Origin of the sequence: Oceanicola sp. 502str15, from assembly GCF_024105635.1 — a bacterium.
Classification (GTDB): domain Bacteria; phylum Pseudomonadota; class Alphaproteobacteria; order Rhodobacterales; family Rhodobacteraceae; genus Vannielia.
This window is the reverse complement of sequence record NZ_WYDQ01000001.1, coordinates 1,910,408-1,932,693: the sequence shown is the minus strand read 5'-3', so window position 1 is coordinate 1,932,693 and position 22,286 is coordinate 1,910,408. Positions and strand designations below refer to the sequence as shown.

Genomic DNA, 22,286 nt, shown 5'->3' with positions numbered 1-22,286 from the left:
GCCTGCACCAAAAAGGCCCGCCCCGGCATCCGGTGGCGGGCCTTTCATTTGGTCACGCGTCAGTTGGTGTAATACTTCGAGCCGTAGCCGCCATAGGCGCCATACTTGCCGCCGTAGCCATAGCGCTTCATCCCCTTCGGGTTGATCTGCGACAGCACCAGCCCCGAGATCTTCTGGTCGCCCTGCCGGAACAGCCGCAACGCCTCGAGCACCTGCGCCCGCGAGGTGCTGTCCCACTTGACGGTGAACAGAACCGCATCGGCTTCCTGCGAGATGATCCGGGCATCGGGCACGATCAGCACGGGCGGCGTGTCGATGATGATGGCATCGAACTCGCTGCGCAGGTCGGTGATGAGATCGTGGAACTTGTTCGACGAGAAGAGGTCGGCGGCGTTCACGCTGGTCTTCTCGCCCATCAGGATATGAAATCCGAAGTCCTCCGACAGGTGCACCGTTTCGTCGCGCGTCGCGTCGCCGCTGATCAGCGAAACGAGGCCCTTGCTCGGGGCCTTGTCGAAATACTCGTTCAGGGTCCGCCGGCGGATATCCCCTTCAATAAGCAGCACTTTCTTGCCCATGCCCACGAGGTTGTGGGCCAGGCCGAGCGAGTTGGTCGTCTTGCCCTCGCCGGGAACGGAGGATGTCGAGACAATCACCTTGGGTGGCGCGTCGACGTTGGAAAGTAGCACGGAAGTGCGCAGGTTTCGCACGGCTTCGGCGGTGGAAGAGGTCGTTTTTGTGCGCAGGTAATCCAGCACCCGGCGACGTGAACGCGCCGGAATGCGGGGGATCTGCCCCATCACGTTGATGCCGGTCGCGGCCTCCAGCTCCATCGAACTGCGGAAGGTGCTGTTGCGCGCCTCTCGCAGCAGAACGGCGCCCGCACCGAGCATGAGGCCAAGCATGGCAGACATCGCAAGGATCAGCGATTTGCGGGGCTCCGAGGGAAACTGCGGAACGACTGCGGCAGAGAGGATCCGGCTGTCGGCCTGCTGAATGCCGGCCTGCGCCGAGGTCTCCTTGAGGCGGCCGAGAAAGTATTCGTAGAGCGCCCGGCTCGCCTCGGCTTCGCGTTGCATCTGTTGCAGCGCAATCAGGTCGTCGCCCTGGCTGTCGATGCGCCGGGCCAGCTCCACCTCGGAAGCCTCCAGCGAGGTCAGCTGCTGCGCGGTGCGGTTCAGGTCGAGGCTGGCGCGCTCGATCAGCTGAGCATAACGGGTGTCGAAGGCTTCGGCGACGGTCGCATCCTCATCGACCCGCGGCAGAAACCGCCGCAACTGCGGGTCGGCCGAAAGTTCGGCCTGCGCGCTGCGGTCCTCGGCGGCCTCCATCGCGGCAATCCGCGCACGCTGGCTGGCCAGCGTCTCGGTCGAAAGCGAGATCCGGTCGCGCAGTTCCTTGAGCTGGCGTTCCATCGCCTGAAGGTTCTCGACCGACACGAGCTCGATGCTGGAGTTGAAGTCCGCCAGCTTGGCCTCGGCCGTTTCCAGCTCCACCCGCAGCTCACCCACCCGCTCCGTCAGCCAGGAGGTTGCCTGCTGCGTCGCCTCGAATTTCACGTCGAGCTGGTTGAGAATGTAGAGCTCCGCGAAGGTATCGGCGATTGCCGTCGCATCGGTGGGCGACTCGGAGGTGGCCGTGATGTGGAAAACGAGGCTGTTGGGCACGTTCGACATCGAGACCCTCGAGAGAAGCGCGTCGATCGTCCGGTTGCGTTGGATGATGGCCTGCATCTCCTCGGGGAGGGCCGTGCTTTCCGGTTCGCCGAACAGGAAGCCCTCCACCCGGCCTTTCAGCACGGCAACCGGGCTCGGGGTCCGCAGGGCGGAGTTGAACTCGGGGTTCGCGCTCAGGTCCAGCCGGTCCGCAACCCGGCCGGCCAAGCTGCGCGATTTCAGAACCTCAATCTCGGAGTTGATGGTCACGGTATCGGCCGACAGGCCGCTCACCACGCTCTCGATATCAACCACAGATTGTTGCTGGGTCTCGAGCATGACGACCGCCGTCGCGCGATAGGTCGGCACTGCAACGACGTAGGCATAGTAGCCGCCGATCAGAATCGCGAGGACCGCGAAGATCGCGACAACCCACTTTCCGCGCCAGAGGGTCGCAACAAGCGCGCCCAGATCAATGACATCGTCTTCACTCGCAGGGATTGATTGGTGCCCGTCCACACTACTGCCGCCTGAAAAACCGACTGCTTTCTGCATTGCCTAAACCATTCCCCAGATCCACGACGACGTGACACTCGCCTCGGCCAACGTTCCATTCACATGTTTGCCGTTCACAGGGTCCATGAAGCGGCGCGCGGTATGTGATTGCGACATGGAAGTCGACTTGTCGAGCTATCATGCCAAGAAACGCACAGGATTTCATCATACCAGCCGAAAATTGCCGTTCAACATGCAGTGTGTGTGGAGGGGTCTTCAGGCAGGTTTGAGAGTATGGTAGAAGGAGAGCAGCCAAATGGAGTCCACGATGAAAACTCGAGTAATGATTGCCGCCTTCGCTCTGACCGCATCCATGAGCCCGGCCCTTTCCCAATCCGTTTCCGTTATCGACTGTGCGGAAGAAGAGAACATCGGCCGGACCGAGTGCACCCAGACGCAGCGCGTGCCGCGGTTTGCCACCAACGGCGGCCTTTTGGCGCTTCCGGCGCTGGCCCTGCTGGCTGGCGGTCTTGGCGGCGGTGGGGGGTCCACCGGCACGACGGGCACCACCGGCACAACCGGAACGACGGGCACCACCAACTAAGCCCGCCCAAAGACCGACCGGCTCGGGCCGCCCTGACGGGGCGGCCTTGTCATTTTTGGATTTGATGAAATTCGTTCAGGTTCGATCTGGAGCCATAAACCCCGCCTTAATCGTCCCATGTTTACCTGTCCGGGCAATGGGTGGCCGTGCGCTTCGCTGTCTTCGTCAGCGGGGTGCCGGCAAGAAAAAGGTGGTGCTTCATGGAATGGAAAGCGTTTTCCGGCCTTCGGTCGGCATGTCGTCATGTGCGGCGTTCTCTCTGTATTCTCCCTCTCGTCGTGGCCATCGCGCCGTCGCTCCAGGGCGCATCGGCGGCGCCGGTCAATGTCGCGCCGACGGTGATCGTCGGCAATGACAGGGGCGGCTTCATTCGGGCGCGGCTGAAGGAGTTGCGCGAGATTCGCGACAGCGGCCAGCGGGTCGAGATCCGTGGCAAGGTCTGCTTTTCGACCTGTACGATGTACCTTGGCGCCGATGACGTCTGTATCTCCCCGAAGACGACCTTCGGGTTTCACGGGCCGGCCATGGCCATTGGCCGCATGACCCAGGCTCAGTTCGATTACACCTCCCGTGTGATTGCCAGCCACTATCCGCCTTCAATTGCCCAGTGGTACATGGCCGAAGGGCGCACGCGGATCACCGGGTTTTATCGAATGAAGGGCGAGCAGTTGATTCGGCTCGGAATTGAGTCCTGCCCGGCCCAGATAAGCCCGCGCTAAAAAACTCCAATACCTCCGCCGAGCGCCTAAGTGCAGGATCTCCTGCGCGCTCGGCGGAGGCGCGCTGTGGTGACGCGAGCGGCCAAATCTCTGAAAACCAAACTCCCTCCGTGCCGCCCCGGCCCATGTTGGCAAGGCCCTGAGTCGAATCTCGCCCCGAGTCGAACTGGCACATACCGCCAGTCCGGCTCCCGGTCGTGCCACCATGGCATGCGGAGTTTTGCCTGCCGATTAAAAGTTAACCAAAATGCGATGGATTTTTGATCTTTCGAAGGCTATTCACGACACCGAGAGTTCGTGGACCCGTATTCCTCGCACCGCTGCCCCGGCGCTCCTAGTGTTGGAAGGTGTAGGAGTTACCTGTTTGGGGGATAATTAGTTGAAACTTGCCAAAATTTCGGATGCTCATCCGGTGGAATTCGCCGAGCATTCTCTGGCCGATCATGACCGTGGATATGCACGTGTCGGCAAGAGGGCATTCGATATCGCGCTTGCCCTCGTGCTGCTTCCGCTTCTTGCCCCGGTCATTTTGACACTCTGTGCCATCGTGCGGCGTGACGGCGGGCCGAGTCTGTTTGCCCACAGCCGGATCGGGCTTGGCGGCCGCAGGTTCAACTGCTGGAAGATTCGCTCCATGGTTGCGGACGCGGAGAAAAAGCTGAAAGCACATCTCGAGGCACACCCGACGGCCGCAGCCGAATGGGCCCGCGACTTCAAGCTCGAGAACGACCCCCGCATCACCCGCTTCGGGCAGTTCATCCGCAAGACCAGCCTCGATGAGTTGCCGCAGGTGTGGAACGTGCTCCGTGGCGACATGAGCTTTGTCGGACCGCGCCCGATCGTCGACGAGGAACTGTCCCGCTACGGAACCATGCGCCAGGCCTACCTGTCGATGCGGCCCGGCATCACCGGACCGTGGCAGGTGCTTGGCCGCAATGACATCTCCTACGCAGAGCGCGTGCAGCTCGATGCCGATTACGCCCGCAGCCTCGGCTTCTGGACCGATGTCCAGCTCATTGCCCGCACCGCTGGCGTTGTCCTGCGCAGAACCGGTCGGTAGTCTCGCCGCAGCGGCTTGCCCGTCGACGTAATGAAAATGGATCGCTGAAATGAAGGTAACACCCGTCATCCTTTGCGGTGGATCGGGCACGCGGCTATGGCCGCTGTCGCGAAAGTCTTACCCCAAGCAGTTCTCGAAAATCGTCGGAGACACCTCGCTGTTCCAACGCTCGGCCGGGCGGCTGGCAGGGGCGGGCTTTGCGGCGCCGGTCGTCGTGACCGGCTCCGATTTCCGGTTCATCGTGACCGAACAGCTCGCCGCACAGGGCATTGATCCGGGTGCAATCCTGATCGAGCCGGAGGGGCGCAACACCGCGCCCGCCGTTCTGGCCGCCGCCCTCTACGCGCTGAACGAAGACCCCGAGGCGGTGCTGCTCGTGGCCCCCTCCGACCACCTGATCCCGGATGAGGCCGCGTTTCATGCCGCCGTCGAGGCGGGAAAGTCGGCGGTGCTGCAGGGCAAGCTCGTGACCTTCGGCATCACCCCGACCCATGCCGAAACCGCCTATGGCTACCTCGAGGTGGCCGAAAAGCCGGGTGACGCAGTTGCCCCGATCCCGCTGAGCCGCTTCGTCGAAAAGCCCGATCTCGCCACCGCCACCCGGATGCTCGAGCAGGGCACCTTCCTTTGGAACGCCGGGATCTTCCTGTTCCGCGCCAAGGACATGCTGGCCGCATTCGAGGCACATGCGCCCGAAATTGTCGCCCCGGTCCGCGACGCGGTGCAACAGGGCAAGCCCGACCTCGGCTTCCTGCGGCTCGCGCCCGAGCCCTGGTGCCAGGCCGAGGACATCTCGATCGACTACGCGGTGATGGAGCGGTCCGACAATCTGGCCGTCGTGCCCTTCACCGGCCATTGGTCCGACCTCGGCGGCTGGGATGCCGTCTGGCGCGAAGCCGCCCCCGACGCCCGCGGTGTCGTTGCCACCGGCGAGGCCACGGCCATCGACTGCGACGACACACTGCTGCGCTCCGACAGCGACCGCCTCGAGGTCGTGGGCATCGGCCTCAAGAACGTCATGGCCATCGCGATGAACGACGCCGTGCTGGTGGTCGACATTTCGCGGGCGCAGGACGTCAAGCTCGCGGTCTCTGCCCTGAAGCAGAAGAAGGCCCCGCAGGCGACCGAGTTCCCCAAGGATCACCGCCCATGGGGATGGTTCGAAAGCCTCGTGGTGGGAGACCGCTTTCAGGTCAAGCGCATCCTCGTGCACCCCGGCGCGGCTCTCTCGCTGCAAAGCCACTTTCACCGTTCCGAACACTGGATCGTTGTGGAGGGCACGGCACGCGTCACCATCAACGACGAGGTGAAGCTGGTGACCGAGAACGAGTCCGTCTACATCCCGGTCGGATCGAAGCATCGCATGGAAAATCCCGGCAAGGTGCCGATGGTCCTGATCGAGGTTCAGACAGGTACTTATGTCGGTGAAGACGACATCGTTCGGTATGAAGACGTCTACGCCCGGCAGTAGCGACAGGGCAAAGGAATGGCGGGCCCCGGGCATTCGGCGGATTTCCCCCACCACGGGGCACGGCTGCCAATCGTATGGCAGAGACCACGGAAATGGGGCAATATCCCCCGAGTTGTTTTACGTGCCAGTCAATCGGCGGTCATCGGCCGCTTTCGCGATGCAGGTGCCAGGGTAAAGACACGGATGATGCGCGAGGCGGGATTGGCCACTGGACTTCAGAAAATCGGTGCTTGCGTCACTGTGATGCTCGGCCTGTCGACGCCAGCCGAGGCGCAGAATCTATCATTTTACGGCACCCCCGGCCTCGTCGATATGCCGACCGCCGACGCGCTCCCCGATGGCAGCCTGGCCTTCACCACCGCCAACTACGGCCCGATCTGGCGCAACACAGTCACCTTCCAGCTCACGCCCCGCATTTCGGGCTCGTTCCGCTACGCGGCGCAGGGCGAACTCTATACGCCGGGCAGTGAGTATTTCGACAGAAGCTTCGATCTGAGCATCCTGCTGGTCAAGGAAGACGATATCTGGCCTGCGGTGTCATTGGGCCTGCGGGATTTTGGCGGCACCGGCATTTACAGCGGCGAGTATATCGTTGCCTCCAAATACGTGACGCCCCGACTGCAAGTCACCGGCGGCATCGGATGGGGCCGCTTTGCCGGGCGCGGGGCATTCGATAATCCGCTTGGCATTCTGGACGACCGTTTCGAAACCCGCCCCGATCTTGATACGCTGACCGGCGAAATCGGCTTCAGCCAATGGTTCCGCGGCGATGCCGCCTTCTTCGGTGGCGTCAAATGGCACGCGACCGACCAGCTGACCCTCGTGGCGGAATACTCCAGCGATACCTACGATCGCGAGAGCAACATCTCGATCGACCCGCAGTCTTCGCCCTACAACTTCGGCCTCAGCTACAAATTCCGCAACGGGCTCGATATGGGGGCCTACTACCTCTACGGCAACAAGGTCGGGGTGCGGTTCTCCTACGTCATCGACCCGGCCAGACCTCCGGTTCCCGGCGGGCAGGAAACAGCGCCCCCCACCTTGCTGCCGCGCGCGACCGTTGCGGGCCAGAGCTGGAACCTCGGCGGCGACGAGCGGCGCGCAGGTGCTGCCCGTGATGCCCTGCGCGGGCGGTTGAGCGAGCAGGGGATCCGGCTGAATGGCTATCGGCTCGACGCGCGGACCGCGCGGGTGCAGATCGAGAACCAGCAGTTCGGCGCGACGGCCCAATCGTTCGGGCGCACCGCCCGCGTGCTGGCCAATACGCTCGACCCCAGCATCGAGACCTTCGACATCACGCTGACAAGGGCAGGGATGCCGCTCACCACGGTCTCGGTCAAACGCGCCGACCTCGAAGAGCAGGAACATGCGCTTGAAGGCGAGTGGCACATGCTGGCGCGGGCCGACATTTCTGATGCCTTCGGGGTGGGCAGGGCGTCGGGCGTGCCGGGCGCTTACCCGCGGTTCTCCTGGGGGCTGTCGCCCTATTCGGCCTTCTCGCTCTTCGATCCGCAGGAACCGCTGCGCTACGAGTTCGGTGTTCAGCTCAATGCGGCATGGGAGCCAAGCCCCGGCCTGATCTTTTCGGGCCAGCTGCGCAAGTCGCTGACCAGCACGATCGAGGAGGCAAAGCGGCGCTCGGACAGCGTGCTGCCCCATGTGCGCTCCGATGCCGTGCTCTATGCGCAGCAGTCCGATATCGAGATCAGCCATCTGACCGCCGAGTATTTCTTCCGCCCCCGTGAGGACGTGTTCGGCCGCGTGACGGCGGGTTACCTCGAGCCGATGTTCGGCGGCATCTCCGCCGAGCTGCTCTGGTATCCGGTGAACAGCCGCCTCGCGCTCGGGGCCGAGCTCAACTATGCCGTCCAGCGCGATTACGATCAGCTCTTCGGCTTTCAGGATTACTCCGTCTGGTCCGGCCATGCCTCCGCCTACTACGATCTCGGGCGCGGCTATCACGGCCAGCTTGATGTGGGCCGCTACCTCGCCGGAGACTGGGGGGCGACCCTCACGCTGGACCGCCGGTTCAAGAACGGGGTCAAGGTCGGCGCCTTTGCCACGCTCACCGACGTGTCCTTCGATGATTTCGGGGAGGGGTCGTTCGACAAGGGGCTCTTCGTCGAGGTGCCCCTGTCGTGGATCATCGGTCAGCCCTCGCAAAACACCATCGGCCAGACGATCCGCCCGATTCAACGCGACGGTGGCGCGCGCCTGAACGTCCGCAACCGGCTCTACGGGGTGGTCGAGCCTTCACGGGGCCGGCAGGTCACAGACAGCTGGGGCAAGTTCCTGAGGTGATGGGCCGCGTATGACATTTGCACTCCCCATATCCCGCAGCGCGCGTCTGGCGCGGACCCTGCGCCGCCTTGCGCTCGTTCCGCTGTGCCTTTCGCTTGCCGCCTGCGGCGGGCTTGGCGTGGGCAGTGACGAGATCCCCAGCCCCCGCAACAACCGGGCCAAGGCCTCCGAACGGTTCACCCAGATGGTGCAGAGCGGGCGACCGCTGATGCAGGTCACGGTCCAGCGCAAGGAGCTGGCGGGCTTCGCCGTTCGCGAAGTTCAGCGCGACGGGGTCGACACCTACATGAGCGCCGACGGGATCGCCCTGAAGCTGCGCGACGGGTTTCTGGTCGGCACAGCCGGGTTTGGCGGCGACATGCTCGGCTCCAATGTCTCCGACAGCATGGCCCTGATCCTGCGCCGAAGAGGCGGAACGGCAGAGCGCTTTCATACATTTCTGAATGGCGAGAACCAGGCCGTGACACGCACCTACCTGTGCGTTGTCAGCCGAAGAGACCCCCGCAACATCGACGTCGCCACGCGGGCCGGAACCTATCGCAGCGTTGCGACAGCGTTGATGAAGGAAGACTGCAAGAGCCTCGATCAGAGCTTCTCCAATCTCTATTGGATCAGCTTTGCGACAGGCCGGGTTGTGCAATCCCGCCAATGGGCCGGGGATTTTACCGGGCCACTGGTGATGCAACAGGTGATCGAGTAAGCGTTGAGACAAGGCAAGGGACGGGTGCAATGAAAACAATCGGAATGATCTGCCTGCTGGCAAGCCTTGCAGCCTGTGGCACGGCCTACTATAGCCCGAAGGTGCGCGATGGGGTGGCCGATGGCACCCGGGTTCGGGTGGTGCCGGTCAATGCCGAAACGACCCTGCTCGCCAATCGCTCCAGCTATCGCCCCAAGACCCTCCCTGCGATCTTTTCGGCGGGCGCCGGAACGGGCGGTGGCCTGCGCACCGGCGGAGCGGTCCCCGAGCCGGTGTTCGACCCCACCTCCCGCCCGGGCACGCTGGAAACCCGCCTCCCGCCACAGGCCAACCCGGGGCCCTATGTGATTGGCGTGGGCGATGTCGTGCTCTTTGCCACCCCGAAAACCGGCGACACTGTAGAGGAGCTTTCGGGCCTTCTCGCGGCGCAGAACTCCCGGCAGGGCTATACGGTTCAGGACGACGGCTCGATCAACATCCCCAGCGTGGGCCGGGTGCGGATTGCGGGCATGACGGTGGAAGTGGCCGAGGACGAGCTGTTTCAACGGCTGGTCGAAGCGCAGATCGACCCCACGTTCTCGCTGGAGATCGCGGAGTTCAATTCGCAGAAGGTCTCTGTCGGCGGCGCGGTAACCAACCCCGGCGTTGCCCCGATCCGGCTGACGCCGCTCTACCTCGATCAGGCGCTCGCCACGGCTGGCGGCATTACCGCCGCCGATCAGGATTATACTTCGATTCGGATCTACCGCGACGGCGCGCTCTACCAAGTTCCGCTGCGCGAATTCTACGCCCGTTCCGGTCTCAAGCGCATTCGGCTGATCGACGGTGACTCGGTCTTCGTCGACACAGAATACGAGCTCGACCAGGCGCAGGCCTATTTCGAACAGCAGATCACGCTTGCGGGCTTCCGGAGCCAACAACGCCGCGATGCGCTCTCCGAACTGTCCACCGAAGTGGCCATCCGGCGCGATGCCCTCAACGAGGCGCGTCAGAACTACCGCTCGCAGGTCGAGTTTGATGCCGTGGATCGGGACTATGTTTACCTGACCGGCGAAGTCCGACAGCAGGCCCGCTTTCCGCTGCCGCTCGGACGGCAGGCAAGCCTTGCCGACGCGCTGTTCGAAGGGGCAGGGGGCATCCCGCTCGACACCGGCAACGTGAAGGAAATCTACGTCCTGCGCGCATCGCCCGATCCGCGCGAGTTTGGCGCGGTCACCGCGTGGCACCTCGATGGACGCAACGCGGCGAACATCACCCTTGCGGCGCGGTTCCAACTGCGGCCCAACGATGTGGTCTTCGTGGCCGAGCAGCCGGTGACACGCTGGAACCGGGTGGTCCGCCAGATCACGCCGTCGCTCATCACCACGGGCGCGCAGGCGGTGGCCAACTAATCCTCTGTGCAGGTTTGCGCTGGGCTCACCGCTTCCGATCCTGAAAAAAAGGAGGGGGAGTGGTGGGCGACCCTGGAATCGAACCAGGCGTGGGTCTCCCCGGCGGAGTTACAGTCCGCTGCCGCACCTTGCAGCACGTCGCCCGACGCCGGAGCGGAATACAAAGCCCACCCCGGGCCGTCAAGGCGAAAAACCTTGCGATTCTGCGCAGGCATGACCATGCAGGGGCGCGGAAACTGGAGGCAGCGTGATCGTGGCGAAAAAACCAACATGGGTGGTGGATAAGGAGCGGGCCAAGCGGGCCAGCGCGGCAGAGACGCTGTGGCTCTTCGGGCTTCATGCCGTGCGCGACGCACTGGCCAACCCGGCCCGCGAAAAGCTGCGCCTCGTGCTCACCCGTAACGCCGCCGACCGCCTCGGTGAAGCCTGCTGGCAGTCGGCCGGGATGGAGCCGGAAATCGCCGATCCGCGCAAGTTCCCGGTGCCGCTGGACCCCGGTTCGGTGCATCAGGGTGCCGCGCTCGAAGTGAAACCGCTCGATTGGGGCGATGTGCAGACACGCTGCATCTCCGGTGATGGCCTGCCCCTCGTGGTGCTGCTCGATCGTGTGACAGACCCGCATAACGTGGGCGCCATCCTGCGCTCGGCAGAGGTGTTCGGCGCACGCGCCGTGATCGGCCCGGCACGCCACTCCGCGCCCGAAACCGGGGCCTTGGCCAAGACCGCCTCCGGTGCGCTCGAGCGCCAACCCTACTTGCGGGTGCGCAACCTCGCCGATGCGATGGAAGACCTGCGGGCCGCGGGATACACCCTGCTCGGCCTCGCGGGGGAGGCAGAGGCGACCCTCGAGAGCACGCTTGCAGACCTGCCCGCCGGCACCGCAATCGCCCTCGTGCTCGGAGCAGAGGGCCCCGGCTTGCGCGAACGCACCCGCAACACCTGCGACCACCTCGTGAAGATCCCCTTCGCCGGGGAGTTCGGCTCGCTCAACGTGTCGAATGCCGCCGCGGTCTCGCTCTACGCCGCAGCGCAAAAGCTTTCATAACTTCACCTTTTTGCGAAGGGGCTGGCCAAGGGGCAAGGGCGCGCTCCATTCTGCGGGCAACTCAAGGAGGATGCCCATGCTCACCCGACGCCTGCTGCTCGCCGCAGCCCTCGCGGCCCTTGCCATGCCCGCCGCCGCCGAGGAGCCGCCGATCTTTGCGGCCTCGGAGCTGGCAATTCGGGGGTATGATCCGGTGGCCTATTTCACCGAAGGCAAGCCGGTTGAAGGCAGCGCCGCGCATCAACTGATGTGGATGGGGGCGACATGGCGGTTTGCCTCGGCCGCCAACCGCGACAGGTTCGAGCGCAACCCCCAGAAGTTTGCGCCGCAATATGGCGGATACTGTGCCTTTGCGGCATCCCAGGGCTATGTTGCCCCCACTGATCCCGCCGCCTTCACAGTGCATGACGGCAAACTCTACCTGAATTATTCACAACGGATCAGGCGTACCTGGGAAAAGGATATTCCGGGCCATGTGTCCGCCGCCAACGCCAACTGGCCGAAACCACTGAAAAAATAGTGTTGAACACGTCGCGGGCGGGCGCAGGAGCTCATTCTTGCAACACTCGCGCGTTAACACTGTGTTCACAGGTTTATTACATGCTCTTGGAAAGTGTCTCCACGTGATTACCTCGAAGTTCATGAGCGTTGGTTCGGAACACCAACGTCTTACTTCACTGTCCCTCGTTCCGCGACTGGCGCTCGGGCCATATGGCCTGAGCGCCTTTTTCTTCTGCGAGATGCGCCCGTGAGCTACCCCGACTCCCTCCTTCGCCAAATCCTGACGGACACCAAGACCATCGCCTGTGTCGGCGTGTCGATGAACGAGGTGCGTCCGAGCTACTACGTGGCCCGCTATCTGTCGCTCAAGGGCTTCCAGGTGATTCCCGTCAATCCCGGCCATGCCGGCAAGGAGCTCTTCGGAGAAACCATCATGCCCGACCTCGCCTCGATTGACGCACAGGTCGATATGGTCGACATCTTCCGGCGTTCCGAACATGTGCCGCCCATCGTCGAAGAGGCCCTGTCAGCCTTCCCTAACCTCAAGACCGTGTGGATGCAGATCGGCGTCGAAAACGCCGAAGCCGCCGCCATGGCCGAAGCGCGGGGCGTTACCGTGATCCAGAATCTCTGCCCCAAGATGGAATACCAGCGCCTCTTCGGTGAGCTGCGCATGGGCGGAATTGCCACTGGGGTGATTTCGTCGAAACTCTAGACCTTTGCGCCGCACTGGGGCATATCAGGCGAGACCAAGAGGAGCCAAGCCGATGGGTATCATGAACACTCTCCTGCGCGCCGTCACGTGGTGGAACGGCTCCACGCTGGGCACCCAGCTTTTCACCTGGCGCAAGGGCACGAAGGTTGGCGAGGACGAGGCCGGCAACGTGTTCTACCGCAACGCCGACGACAGCCGCCGCTGGGTAATCTACAATGGCGAAGTCGAGGCCTCGCGCGTTGGACCTGATTGGCACGGCTGGCTGCACAACACCTTCAAGGAGCCGCCGACCGACCGGCCGCTGACCCACAAGTCTTGGGAAAAGCCCCATATCGAGAACATGACCGGCACCGCGCTGGCCTATGTGCCGACCGGGTCGATCCGCCGGGCAGAGCCTGCCACGCGGCAGGATTACGAGGCCTGGAGCCCCGAATAGGGGCCGTGAGGGGGCAACAATGTCGGAAAACACCACCGAGGCCATCGTCGGCGCCTGTGTTCTGGCCGCTGCTGCCGGGTTCCTCTGGTATGCATCCGGTGTGACCGATGCTGGCGGAGGCGGAGGCAACAATTATCCGCTCATCGCCAGCTTCCGCTCTGCCGAGGGTATTTCGGTGGGCACCGACGTGCGGCTCGCCGGGGTCAAGATCGGCTCCGTGCGTGAGCTGGACCTGAACGCGCAGACATTCCGCGCCGAGGCCACATTCGGCATCGCCGAGGGCATCGAACTGCCGGAAGACAGCTCCGCCGCGATTTCTTCCGAAGGGCTGCTGGGCGGCAATTTTATCGAGATTATCCCGGGCGGTTCGCCGTTCAACCTCGAGGCCGGGGGTGAAATCGTGGATACGCAGGGCGCCATCAGCCTGATCGGCTTGTTGACCAAGTTCGTTTCCGGGTCCGGCGAATGAAGACAGCGGCGCAGGTCATTGCCCTTGCATGCTTTTGTGCAACGAGCGCCCCGGCGCAGACTGTGCTTGAGGGCACGGGTGCCGTGCTGCGCGGGCTCGACAAGCTGTCGAGTCAGACCTCCGATCTGGAGGTCCGGCAGGGCCAGACAATGCGCTACGGGCACTTGCAGATCACCCTGTCAGACTGTCGCTACCCCGAGGGCACGCCCGCACGGGCAACGGCCTATCTGGTGATCGAGGATGACAACGCTGATGCGCCGCTGTTCGCCGGCTGGATGCTTGCCTCGGCTCCGGCGCTGAACGCCATGGACCACCAGCGCTATGACGTCTGGGTGTTGCGCTGCACCACCGAATAACCGCTCGGTATTTCGGCTACACTCCTGAAATCACAGTCGAGTTTTCGCGCTATGGCCAACCGCTTGCGGTATTCGTCACGGCCGATCTCCACCGCGCCCAGGCTGGCGAGGTGGGGGGTAATGAACTGGGTGTCGAACAGCACAAAACCGCAGCGCTGCAGATGATCCACCAAGTAGGCGAGGGCGACCTTCGAGGCATCCCGGCGCCGGGAAAACATGCTCTCGCCGCAAAAGACGCCTCCCAGCGAAACACCGTAGACCCCGCCGACCAGTTCCTCGCCCTCCCAGACCTCCAGCGAGTGCGCATGGCCCTCTTGGTGAAGCTGGCGGTAGAGCTTGTGGATCTCGGTGTTTATCCAAGTGGTGTCGCGGCCCGCACATCCGTCCATCACGCCGCCGAAATCGGCATTGGTCGTAATAGTGAATGGCTCGCGCCGGATCAGCCGGGCAAGCGACCGGGAAATGTGGAAATTGTCCAAGGGGAACACGCCGCGCAGGCGCGGCTCGACCCAATACAGGTCTTCGGCATCGGCATCGTCGGCCATGGGGAACAGGCCCATCCGGTAGGCCCTGAGCAACACCTCGGTCGTGAGCGGCTCCACCCGCCCTGCCTCAGCCCTGCAGGTTGGTTTCGAGCCAGGTTTCGAGCCAGTGGATGTCGTAGTTGCCACTCAGCACGTCCGGCTCCTGCAGCAGCGCATCGAAGAGCGGCACGGTGGTGTCCACCCCGTCCACGATGAGCTCGCCCAACGCCCGGTTCAGCCGCGCCAGCGCCTCGGGGCGGTCACGCCCGTGGACGATGAGCTTGCCGATCAGGCTGTCGTAGTAGGGCGGGATCGAGTAGCCGTCATAGAGGGCGCTGTCCATCCGCACGCCCAAACCGCCCGGAGCATGAAACTGTGTGATCCGGCCGGGGCAGGGGGAGAAGTTGGGCAGCTTCTCGGCGTTGATGCGGACTTCAATAGCATGGCCGTTGATCTTGAGATCGTCCTGCGTGAACGAAAGCGGAAGCCCGGCGGCAACGCGGATCTGCTCGCGCACGAGATCCTGCCCGAAGATCAGCTCCGTCACCGGATGCTCGACTTGCAGGCGGGTGTTCATCTCGATGAAGTAGAACTCACCGTTCTCGTAGAGAAACTCGATGGTCCCGGCACCCGCGTAGTTGATCGACGCCACGGCCTCGGCGCAGGTTTTGCCAATTCTTTCGCGCAGTTCCGGGGTGATGACGGGGCCGGGGGCCTCTTCGAACACTTTCTGGTGCCGCCGCTGCAGGGAGCAGTCGCGCTCGCCCAGATGAACCGCGCCACCCTTGCCGTCGCCAAAGACCTGCACCTCGATGTGACGGGGCGTGCCGAGATACTTCTCGATATAGACCTCGTCATTGCCGAAGGCGCTCTTGCCTTCGGAGCGGGCGGTGCGGAATGCGGTTTCAAGGTCCTTGGCGGACTTGGCCAGCTTCATGCCGCGCCCGCCACCACCGGCGGTGGCCTTGATGATGACCGGGTAGCCGATCTCTTCGGCCACGGTCTGCGCCGTCTCGTAATCGGGCACGCCGCCCTCGGAGCCGGGCACGCAGGGCACGCCGAGCTTTCTCATCGTGTCCTTGGCGGTGATCTTGTCGCCCATGATGCGGATATGCTCCGCGGTCGGACCGATGAAGGTGAGGCCGTGATCTTCGACGATCTGCACGAAGTTGGCGTTTTCCGACAGGAAGCCGTAGCCGGGATGGATTGCATTGGCGCCCGAGATCTCGCAGGCCGAGATGATCGCCGGAAAGCTCAGGTAGCTCTGGGCAGAGGAGGGCGGGCCGATGCAGATTGCCTCATCGGCCATGCGCACATGCATCGCGTCGCTGTCGGCGGTGGAATGCACGGCTACCGAGGGGATGCCCATTTCGCGGCAGGCACGCACCACACGCAGGGCGATTTCGCCGCGGTTCGCGATGAGGATTTTGTCAAACATCGTCAGCGCCTTACTCGACGATCATGAGCGGTGCGCCAAACTCAACCGGCGCGCCGTCTTCTACCAGAATGCGCTTGACCGTCCCGGCGCGGGGGCTCGGAATCTGGTTCATGGTCTTCATCGCCTCGACGATGAGCAGGGTCTGGCCCTCTTCTACCGTGTCGCCGACTTTGACGAAGGCGGGCGATCCGGGCTCGGATTGCAGGTAAGCGGTGCCGACCATCGGAGAGGTCACGGCGCCGGGCGCCTGTGCCGGATCATCAGACTCGCTTGCCACCGGAGCCGCGGCCGCAGCGGCGGGGGCCGGAGCGGCAACAGCGGGAGCCGCGGAGGGGGCGACCTGCACCACCTGCTGCTCCATCTTGCGGCTTACCCGCACGTTCAGGCTGTCGTCCTGCCCGTAATCCCGCTTTACCTGAAGCTCGGTGAGATCGTTGGTTCGCAACAACTCGGCCAGCGCCTGAATAAAGGCGACGTCTGCATCGTGGGTCTTACTCATGCCGTCCTCTTTTTCGCCTGCCCCGGTTCGTGCCGGGCACAAATTATGGGCAGCGTTATACGCCCTCTGCCACGTAAGTGAAAGCGCAAGCGCTTTGAAGACCCGAAATCTTCTGTCAGGAAATTTACCGTTTGATAAAAAAATCGCTCTGTGCAAGCGTTTCCCTGAGGGATCATTGCAGCAGGGAAGCCACGATGACCGATAAAGGACAGGCCGCAGGCGTTCAGCCAGGGCGACTTTCGAGCGAGAAGGTCGCTGCCAACTTCACCGACATGCATCCGCCGTTGAGTGCGCATGAGGCCGCCGTGGCCGCCGATCGGTGCTACTTTTGCCATGACGCGCCCTGTGTCACAGCCTGCCCCACAACCATTGATATTCCGTTATTCATCCGACAGATCCAGGGCGGAAAGCCCGGGGACGCGGGGATGACCATCTTCGATCAGAACATCTTGGGCGGCATGTGCGCCCGGGTCTGCCCCACCGAGACGCTCTGCGAAGAGGCCTGTGTGCGCAACGCCGCCGAAGAGTCTCCGGTCGAGATCGGGCGTCTTCAGCGCTTTGCGACAGACCGGGTCATGGCCGGCAACACCCACCCCTACACCCGCGCCGCGGCGACCGGAAAGCGCGTGGCCGTCATCGGAGCTGGGCCTGCGGGGCTGGCCTGCGCCCATCGGCTTGCCATGCTGGGCCATGAGGTCACGCTCTATGATGCAAAGAAAAAGCCGGGCGGGCTGAACGAATACGGGATCGCAGCCTACAAGACGGTCGACGATTTTGCCGCCCGCGAAGTGGATTGGCTGCTTGGCATCGGCGGTATCAAGCTGGAGACCGGCGTGAAGCTGGGCGAAGCCTTCACGATCCGCGAACTTCAGGAAGACTTCGACGCCGTGTTCCTTGGGGTCGGCCTTGGCGGGGTGAACCGCCCGGGGCTGCCGGGAGAGGCGCTCGACAATGCCGAGGACGCGGTGGATTTCATCTCGCGCCTGCGCCAGTCGGATGACGCAACCGCGCTGCCCGTGGGTCGCAAGGTGGTGGTTGTCGGGGGCGGGATGACGGCCGTGGACGCCGCCGTTCAGGCGCGGATGCTCGGGGCCGAAAGCGTTTCGATGGTTTATCGGCGGGGGCGGGAGGCCATGGGGGCCAGTCCCTATGAGCAGGATCATGCGGCAAAGCATGGGGTGCAGATCGTTACCCATGCCACGCCGGTTGCGATTACCGGCGAGCGCGCGGTTGCCTCGATTACCTTCGAGCGCACCGCGACCGGGGCCGACGGTAAGCTGGCGGGCACGGGCGAGCAGATGACGCTGGAGGCCGACCAGGTGCTTCTGGCCATCGGGCAGCGGCTCGACATTGCCTCGCCCCGGATCGGGATCGAGAACGGCAAGATCGCCGTCACCGGCCCGGGCCGCACCAATCTCGAGCGGGTCTGGGCGGGCGGCGATTGCACCGCCGGCGAAGACCTGACGGTGGTGGCGGTGGCTGAGGGCCGCGATGCCGCCGAAGACATGCACAAGATGCTGATGGAGGGATGACACATGGCTGATCTCACGACAGATTTTCTGGGCATCAAGTCCATCAACCCGTTCTGGCTGGCCTCGGCGCCTCCGACCGACAAGGAATACAACGTTCGCCGCGCCTTCGAGGCCGGCTGGGGCGGTGTGGTCTGGAAGACGCTGGGTGAAGAGGGGCCGCCCGTGGTCAACGTCAACGGGCCCCGCTACGGCGCGATCTACGGCGCCGACCGCAGGCTGCTGGGGCTCAACAACATCGAGCTGATCACCGACCGCGACCTGTACACCAACCTCGAAGAGATCCGCCGGGTGAAGGCCGATTACCCCGACCGTGCCGTGATCGTCTCGATCATGGTGCCCTGCGAGGAGGAAAGCTGGAAGGCGATCCTGCCGCTGGTGGAAGAGACCGGCGCCGACGGGATCGAGCTGAACTTCGGCTGCCCCCATGGCATGAGCGAGCGTGGCATGGGCTCGGCAGTGGGGCAGGTTCCTGAGTATATTCAGATGGTTGCCGAGTGGTGCAAGAAATACTACTCCAAGCCCGTCATCGTGAAGCTGACCCCCAACATCACCGATATCCGCAAGCCCGCCACCGCCGCCAAGATGGGCGGGGCCGATGCGGTGAGCCTGATCAACACGATCAACTCCATCACCTCGGTCGACCTCGACCTGATGGCCCCTCAGCCCACGATCGACGGCAAGGGCAGCCACGGTGGCTATTGCGGCCCGGCGGTAAAGCCGATTGCCCTGTCGATGGTCTCGGAGATTGCACGCAACCCCGAAACCCACGGGTTGCCGATCAGCGGTATCGGCGGCGTCACCACGTGGCGCGATGCGGCGGAGTTCATGGCGCTGGGCTGCGGCACGGTGCAGGTCTGCACCGCGGCGATGACCTATGGCTTCCGCATTGTCGAAGAGCTGTGCTCGGGCCTGTCGAGCTGGATGGACGAGAAGGGCTACACCAGCACCGCCGATTTTGTCGGCATGGCCGTGCCCAACGTGACCGACTGGCAGTATCTCAACCTCAACTACGTGACCAAGGCGCGGATCAGCCAAGACGATTGCATCAAGTGCGGGCGCTGCTTTGCGGCCTGCGAAGACACCTCGCACCAGGCCATTTCGATGAGCGCCGATCGCACCTTCGAGGTGATCGACGCCGAATGCGTGGCCTGCAACCTCTGCGTCAACGTCTGCCCGGTGGAAGATTGCATCACCATGGAGCAGCTTCCCAAGGGCGCGACCGACCCGCGCACGGGCCGCGACGTGGGCGATTATGCCAACTGGACGACCCATCCCAACAACCCCGGAGCGGTGAAAGCGGCCGAGTAGCGTTTTTTCCCGGGTCCGTTGAAATCTGGCGCCCGGGTTCCCACATCAGGCAAGCGTCACCATTGCGTGATGTGCGAGCCTCATTTTAGGCTCAGCCCGACAGGGTGAATTTTATTTCGAACACCAATCGCTTGGAGATCAACTCATGGCTGGAGAAAACTCAGCAACAAACGTAGTCGTCACCGTCACGTCCGAGGGCATTTCACGTGCGCTCGGCGGCGGCATTCGCGGCGGCGCTGCCGGACTGGTGGTGCAGCCCGCGGTATGGATCATCACCGGCACCGGCCCTGATGCGGGCGACGCGTTCATCTATGGCACCGGTGTTGCCGGCGTGGTGGCCGGGGCGATCCTGGCCGTTCCTGCAATCATCACCGGCACCGTCAAGGCCGCGGTGGACGACCACACCGCCTCGCTGGTGGCCGAAGTCCGGGCCAAGGAGCCGGCCGAATATCGCAACAGCATCTATCCCGTCGACGACTACAGCTTCTTTGCCTCGGGCGGCCACATCCAGGCGATGACGATTGCAGCCGCGGGTGGCGTGGCCTGGCAGGATGAAAACGGGGTCTACTGCTTCATCCGCGACGCAAACGGCCGCCTTGTCTGTGACTATCGCCCAAGATCCTACAAAAAGCTTTACTTCCCCGAACTGCCCCTGCGGCAGGTCGGGAACGGCTTTCGGTGGAACTACCTCGACGGCTGATCAGCCCCCCGGCGCAAGGGTCTTGCGGAACAGGGTATCAATTGCGCGGGCGGCCTCGGGAAAGGGGTCGCCCGCTTCATTTTCGGGCAGTACGGCCCGCACCTGAACGTCGAAATCGGCGTAGTGCTGGGTCAGTGCCCAGATCGAAAACAGCAGGTGGTAGGGGTGCACCGGGGCAAGGCGGCCCGCGTCGACCCATCCGGCGATGACGGCGGCCTTTTCATCGACCAGCGGTTTCAGCTCGCCCTTCAGCACCGTCTCGAGGCTTGGCGCGCCCTGCAGCACCTCATTGGCAAAGAGCCGGCTTTCGCGCGGCATCTCGCGGCTCATCTCCAGCTTGCGGCGGGCATAGGCGAGGATCTCCTCGACCGGGTCGCCCGCCGGATCGAGCCGGCGCAGCGGGGCGAGCCATGTGTCGAGCAGGCCGGCCAGCAGGGTCTGGTGGATCGCCTCCTTGGAGGGGAAGTAATAGAGCAGGTTGGGCTTGGAGAGCCCGGCGGCCCTTGCGATCTGGTCGACGGTCGCGCCGCGAAACCCGTTCTGGGAGAACACATCGAGCGCGGCTTCCAGAATGGCGGCGCTGTTTTTCTGCTGAATGCGCGTGCGCGGCCGGGTGCCGTTTGCTGCCAAGGACTTGTCCTCTCTTGCGCGGGTTTTCCCAGCGCCCAAAATGCAGCCGCTTCCTACGTGCCGCGCCTAAAATTCAACGGCCCAGCCGCAGCGCCAAGGCGCTATTTCTTGACCCTTGTTCCAAGAGTGGTAGCGTCTTCCTGACCATTTGGTCAAACAACAAGGTGCCGCAGCCAGGCCGCACCGCACTGGGAGGGCCGGCGCCCTCGCAGGAAAGACCCGAGGAGAGCCCATGGCCGCCCCAGGAGAAAATCTCAGGATCAATGGTGACAGGCTGTGGGACAGCCTGATGGAAATGGCCAAGATCGGCCCCGGCATTGCGGGGGGCAACAACCGCCAGACGCTGACCGATGAGGATGCCGAGGGGCGGGCGCTGTTTCAGAGCTGGTGCGAGGCGGCCGGGATGACCATGGGGGTCGACGAGATCGGCAACATGTTTGCCCGCCGCGAGGGCACCGACCCCGAAGCCCTGCCGGTTTACGTGGGCTCGCACCTCGATACCCAGCCGACGGGTGGCAAATACGATGGTGTGCTGGGCGTGCTCGGTGGGCTGGAGGTGATCCGCTCGCTCAACGACATGGACATCAATACGAAGCACCCGATCGTGGTGGTCAACTGGACCAACGAGGAGGGCACCCGCTTTGCTCCGGCCATGCTCGCTTCGGGCGTCTTTGCGGGCAAGCATACGCTGGAATGGGCCAACGACCGGGTCGACGCCAGGGGCAAGCGCTTTGGCGACGAGCTGGAGCGGATCGGCTGGAAGGGCGATGAAAAGGTGGGCGACCGCAAGATGCATGCGCTCTTCGAGCTGCACATCGAGCAGGGGCCAATCCTTGAAGCCGAGGGCAAGGATATTGGCGTTGTGACCCATGGGCAGGGGCTGCGGTGGGTCGAGATCACCGTGACCGGCAAGGAGAGCCATACCGGCTCGACCCCGATGCACATGCGCAAGAACGCCGGGCGCGGGCTGGCGCTGATCACCGAGCTGGTCCACGAGATCGCGATGAAGAACCAGCCCAACGCGGTGGGCGCGATCGGGCATATCGACGTTTATCCGAACTCGCGCAACATCATCCCGGGCCGCGTGGTCTTTACCGTCGATATGCGGACCCATCTGCTTGATAAGCTGAATGGAATGGTCGACGAGCTAATGGAGAAGGCGCCGAAGCTCTGTGCCGATATCGGGGTGGAGTTTTCTGCCGAGATCGTCGGCCAGTTCGACCCGCCCGCCTTTGACGAGGGCTGCGTTGGCGCGATCCGCGATGCGGCCGAAAGGCTGGGATATAGCCATATGGATATCGTCTCGGGCGCCGGGCATGACGCCTGCTGGATCAACGATCTTTACCCGACGGCGATGGTGATGTGCCCCTGTGTCGATGGCCTCAGCCACAACGAGGCCGAGGAGATCAGCAAGGAGTGGGCCACCGCCGGGACGGATGTGCTGTTTCACGCGGTGGTCGAGACGGCGGGGATCGTTGAATGAGGAAAGCCCTGATCCTGCTGCCGTTTCTCGCCGCCTGCCAGAGCACGACGGGCGGGGCGCCTGCGGGCTATGCGGTGGCCGATCCGCCGATACCGCAGAAGGTGATGAGCGCCATCCCGGCCGATCTGCGGCTTGACCAGATCGTGGTGCGCGATGGCTGCTACTACATGTTCTACGAGGGCGCGATCTATCCGATAACGACCCAGGAGATGCGCGACGCGGGGTTTGACGGGCAGCCCTATTGCATCGGCTAG

At 63.7% G+C, this 22,286-nt stretch carries 23 protein-coding genes and 1 tRNA gene; 18 read left to right on the top strand and 6 right to left on the bottom strand.

Translation table 11 applies throughout. From position 1 onward, the window contains the following. Positions 1 to 59: 59 nt before the first annotated feature. A complete protein-coding gene (locus GTH22_RS09355; RefSeq protein WP_252944922.1) occupies positions 60 to 2,174 on the bottom strand; it encodes a polysaccharide biosynthesis tyrosine autokinase in 2,115 nt (704 codons plus the stop codon). A 292-nt stretch (positions 2,175 to 2,466) separates the two neighbouring features. Between GTH22_RS09355 and GTH22_RS09350 the strand changes: the two genes are divergently transcribed. The 7 genes from GTH22_RS09350 to GTH22_RS09320 all read left to right on the top strand — a co-directional run bounded on the left by GTH22_RS09350 (position 2,467) and on the right by GTH22_RS09320 (position 10,396). Further along, entirely contained in the window at positions 2,467 to 2,754 is a 288-nt protein-coding gene (locus GTH22_RS09350; protein ID WP_252944921.1) for a hypothetical protein, read from the top strand. Between the two features lie 200 nt (positions 2,755 to 2,954). After that, positions 2,955 to 3,473 carry a hypothetical protein gene (locus tag GTH22_RS09345; protein ID WP_252944920.1) on the top strand — a complete coding sequence of 173 codons (519 nt, stop codon included), beginning with the start codon at positions 2,955 to 2,957 and terminating at the stop codon, positions 3,471 to 3,473. 379 nt (positions 3,474 to 3,852) lie between these two features. After that, complete coding sequence (locus GTH22_RS09340; protein WP_252944919.1) at positions 3,853 to 4,533, top strand: sugar transferase; 681 nt, start codon at positions 3,853 to 3,855, stop codon at positions 4,531 to 4,533. Positions 4,534 to 4,582: 49 nt separating this feature from the next. Further along, positions 4,583 to 6,004, top strand: a complete 1,422-nt coding sequence (locus tag GTH22_RS09335) for a mannose-1-phosphate guanylyltransferase/mannose-6-phosphate isomerase (RefSeq protein WP_252944918.1) — start codon at positions 4,583 to 4,585, stop codon at positions 6,002 to 6,004. Between the two features lie 243 nt (positions 6,005 to 6,247). Then, positions 6,248 to 8,305, top strand: a complete 2,058-nt coding sequence (locus tag GTH22_RS09330) for a YjbH domain-containing protein (protein ID WP_252944917.1) — start codon at positions 6,248 to 6,250, stop codon at positions 8,303 to 8,305. 10 nt (positions 8,306 to 8,315) lie between these two features. Next, entirely contained in the window at positions 8,316 to 9,005 is a 690-nt protein-coding gene (locus GTH22_RS09325; RefSeq protein WP_252944916.1) for a YjbF family lipoprotein, read from the top strand. A 29-nt stretch (positions 9,006 to 9,034) separates the two neighbouring features. Further along, positions 9,035 to 10,396, top strand: a complete 1,362-nt coding sequence (locus GTH22_RS09320; protein ID WP_252944915.1) for a polysaccharide biosynthesis/export family protein — start codon at positions 9,035 to 9,037, stop codon at positions 10,394 to 10,396. Positions 10,397 to 10,456: 60 nt separating this feature from the next. Here the strand turns inward: GTH22_RS09320 and GTH22_RS09315 are convergent. Further along, positions 10,457 to 10,540 (bottom strand) — tRNA-Tyr (locus GTH22_RS09315). A gap of 106 nt (positions 10,541 to 10,646) precedes the next feature. Between GTH22_RS09315 and rlmB the strand changes: the two genes are divergently transcribed. The 6 genes from rlmB (at position 10,647) to GTH22_RS09285 (ending at position 13,918) form a co-directional block, all read left to right on the top strand. Next, positions 10,647 to 11,441: a 23S rRNA (guanosine(2251)-2'-O)-methyltransferase RlmB gene (gene rlmB / locus GTH22_RS09310; RefSeq protein ID WP_252947617.1), complete on the top strand. Its 795-nt coding sequence runs from the start codon at positions 10,647 to 10,649 to the stop codon at positions 11,439 to 11,441. A gap of 76 nt (positions 11,442 to 11,517) precedes the next feature. Next, positions 11,518 to 11,961: a YHS domain-containing (seleno)protein gene (locus tag GTH22_RS09305; protein ID WP_252944914.1), complete on the top strand. Its 444-nt coding sequence runs from the start codon at positions 11,518 to 11,520 to the stop codon at positions 11,959 to 11,961. Positions 11,962 to 12,189: 228 nt separating this feature from the next. Further along, complete coding sequence (locus tag GTH22_RS09300; RefSeq protein ID WP_252944913.1) at positions 12,190 to 12,657, top strand: CoA-binding protein; 468 nt, start codon at positions 12,190 to 12,192, stop codon at positions 12,655 to 12,657. Positions 12,658 to 12,709: 52 nt separating this feature from the next. Continuing rightward, positions 12,710 to 13,093 (top strand): NADH:ubiquinone oxidoreductase subunit NDUFA12, encoded by a 384-nt coding sequence (locus GTH22_RS09295; RefSeq protein WP_252944912.1) that lies wholly within the window; start codon positions 12,710 to 12,712, stop codon positions 13,091 to 13,093. Positions 13,094 to 13,112: 19 nt separating this feature from the next. Next, positions 13,113 to 13,562 carry an outer membrane lipid asymmetry maintenance protein MlaD gene (gene mlaD, locus GTH22_RS09290; protein ID WP_252944911.1) on the top strand — a complete coding sequence of 150 codons (450 nt, stop codon included), beginning with the start codon at positions 13,113 to 13,115 and terminating at the stop codon, positions 13,560 to 13,562. 62 nt (positions 13,563 to 13,624) lie between these two features. After that, positions 13,625 to 13,918 carry a DUF2155 domain-containing protein gene (locus GTH22_RS09285; protein ID WP_252944910.1) on the top strand — a complete coding sequence of 98 codons (294 nt, stop codon included), beginning with the start codon at positions 13,625 to 13,627 and terminating at the stop codon, positions 13,916 to 13,918. Here GTH22_RS09285 and aat read toward each other — a convergent pair. From aat to accB, 3 genes are read right to left on the bottom strand one after another with little or no spacing between them, the layout of a single operon-like run. Then, on the bottom strand, positions 13,882 to 14,520 hold the full coding sequence (gene aat, locus GTH22_RS09280; RefSeq protein ID WP_371928336.1) for a leucyl/phenylalanyl-tRNA--protein transferase: 639 nt from the start codon (positions 14,518 to 14,520) through the stop codon (positions 13,882 to 13,884). The two genes, GTH22_RS09285 and aat, sit on opposite strands and share 37 nt — an antisense overlap. Before the next feature lie 10 nt (positions 14,521 to 14,530). After that, positions 14,531 to 15,880 carry an acetyl-CoA carboxylase biotin carboxylase subunit gene (gene accC, locus GTH22_RS09275; RefSeq protein WP_252944908.1) on the bottom strand — a complete coding sequence of 450 codons (1,350 nt, stop codon included), beginning with the start codon at positions 15,878 to 15,880 and terminating at the stop codon, positions 14,531 to 14,533. A gap of 10 nt (positions 15,881 to 15,890) precedes the next feature. Then, positions 15,891 to 16,379 (bottom strand): acetyl-CoA carboxylase biotin carboxyl carrier protein, encoded by a 489-nt coding sequence (gene accB / locus GTH22_RS09270; protein ID WP_252944907.1) that lies wholly within the window; start codon positions 16,377 to 16,379, stop codon positions 15,891 to 15,893. Between the two features lie 194 nt (positions 16,380 to 16,573). Here accB and GTH22_RS09265 point away from each other — a divergent pair, with 194 nt between their 5' ends. The 3 genes from GTH22_RS09265 (at position 16,574) to GTH22_RS09255 (ending at position 19,919) form a co-directional block, all read left to right on the top strand. Continuing rightward, positions 16,574 to 17,911, top strand: coding sequence for an NAD(P)-dependent oxidoreductase (locus tag GTH22_RS09265; RefSeq protein ID WP_252944906.1), 1,338 nt, complete (start codon positions 16,574 to 16,576; stop codon positions 17,909 to 17,911). 3 nt (positions 17,912 to 17,914) lie between these two features. After that, a complete protein-coding gene (gene preA / locus GTH22_RS09260; protein ID WP_252944905.1) occupies positions 17,915 to 19,219 on the top strand; it encodes an NAD-dependent dihydropyrimidine dehydrogenase subunit PreA in 1,305 nt (434 codons plus the stop codon). A 145-nt stretch (positions 19,220 to 19,364) separates the two neighbouring features. Further along, a complete protein-coding gene (locus GTH22_RS09255) occupies positions 19,365 to 19,919 on the top strand; it encodes a hypothetical protein (protein WP_252944904.1) in 555 nt (184 codons plus the stop codon). Here the strand turns inward: GTH22_RS09255 and GTH22_RS09250 are convergent, their stop codons facing one another. Further along, the gene (locus tag GTH22_RS09250; protein WP_252944903.1) at positions 19,920 to 20,549 is read right to left on the bottom strand and encodes a TetR family transcriptional regulator C-terminal domain-containing protein; all 630 of its coding nucleotides are present in this window, start codon (positions 20,547 to 20,549) and stop codon (positions 19,920 to 19,922) included. 232 nt (positions 20,550 to 20,781) lie between these two features. On the opposite strand from GTH22_RS09250, the gene GTH22_RS09245 reads away from it, so the two are divergent. Together GTH22_RS09245 and GTH22_RS09240 are read left to right on the top strand one after the other, a co-directional pair. Beyond that, positions 20,782 to 22,032, top strand: a complete 1,251-nt coding sequence (locus tag GTH22_RS09245; RefSeq protein ID WP_252944902.1) for a Zn-dependent hydrolase — start codon at positions 20,782 to 20,784, stop codon at positions 22,030 to 22,032. Next, entirely contained in the window at positions 22,029 to 22,286 is a 258-nt protein-coding gene (locus GTH22_RS09240; RefSeq protein WP_252944901.1) for a hypothetical protein, read from the top strand. Before GTH22_RS09245 ends, GTH22_RS09240 begins: the two co-directional genes overlap by 4 nt.

What these genes read in the sequence shown, in the direction of transcription:
- GTH22_RS09330 (WP_252944917.1), top strand. Translation starts at nt 6,248, where the DNA reads ATGCTCGGCCTGTCGACGCCAGCCGAGGCGCAGAATCTATCATTTTAC.
- preA (WP_252944905.1), top strand. Translation starts at nt 17,915, where the DNA reads ATGGCTGATCTCACGACAGATTTTCTGGGCATCAAGTCCATCAACCCG.
- GTH22_RS09245 (WP_252944902.1), top strand. Translation starts at nt 20,782, where the DNA reads ATGGCCGCCCCAGGAGAAAATCTCAGGATCAATGGTGACAGGCTGTGG.
- GTH22_RS09295 (WP_252944912.1), top strand. Translation starts at nt 12,710, where the DNA reads ATGGGTATCATGAACACTCTCCTGCGCGCCGTCACGTGGTGGAACGGC.
- GTH22_RS09305 (WP_252944914.1), top strand. Translation starts at nt 11,518, where the DNA reads ATGCTCACCCGACGCCTGCTGCTCGCCGCAGCCCTCGCGGCCCTTGCC.
- accB (WP_252944907.1), bottom strand. Translation starts at nt 16,379, where the DNA reads ATGAGTAAGACCCACGATGCAGACGTCGCCTTTATTCAGGCGCTGGCC.
- GTH22_RS09325 (WP_252944916.1), top strand. Translation starts at nt 8,316, where the DNA reads ATGACATTTGCACTCCCCATATCCCGCAGCGCGCGTCTGGCGCGGACC.
- mlaD (WP_252944911.1), top strand. Translation starts at nt 13,113, where the DNA reads ATGTCGGAAAACACCACCGAGGCCATCGTCGGCGCCTGTGTTCTGGCC.
- GTH22_RS09255 (WP_252944904.1), top strand. Translation starts at nt 19,365, where the DNA reads ATGGCTGGAGAAAACTCAGCAACAAACGTAGTCGTCACCGTCACGTCC.
- GTH22_RS09335 (WP_252944918.1), top strand. Translation starts at nt 4,583, where the DNA reads ATGAAGGTAACACCCGTCATCCTTTGCGGTGGATCGGGCACGCGGCTA.
- GTH22_RS09320 (WP_252944915.1), top strand. Translation starts at nt 9,035, where the DNA reads ATGAAAACAATCGGAATGATCTGCCTGCTGGCAAGCCTTGCAGCCTGT.
- accC (WP_252944908.1), bottom strand. Translation starts at nt 15,880, where the DNA reads ATGTTTGACAAAATCCTCATCGCGAACCGCGGCGAAATCGCCCTGCGT.
- GTH22_RS09345 (WP_252944920.1), top strand. Translation starts at nt 2,955, where the DNA reads ATGGAATGGAAAGCGTTTTCCGGCCTTCGGTCGGCATGTCGTCATGTG.
- GTH22_RS09350 (WP_252944921.1), top strand. Translation starts at nt 2,467, where the DNA reads ATGGAGTCCACGATGAAAACTCGAGTAATGATTGCCGCCTTCGCTCTG.
- GTH22_RS09265 (WP_252944906.1), top strand. Translation starts at nt 16,574, where the DNA reads ATGACCGATAAAGGACAGGCCGCAGGCGTTCAGCCAGGGCGACTTTCG.
- GTH22_RS09240 (WP_252944901.1), top strand. Translation starts at nt 22,029, where the DNA reads ATGAGGAAAGCCCTGATCCTGCTGCCGTTTCTCGCCGCCTGCCAGAGC.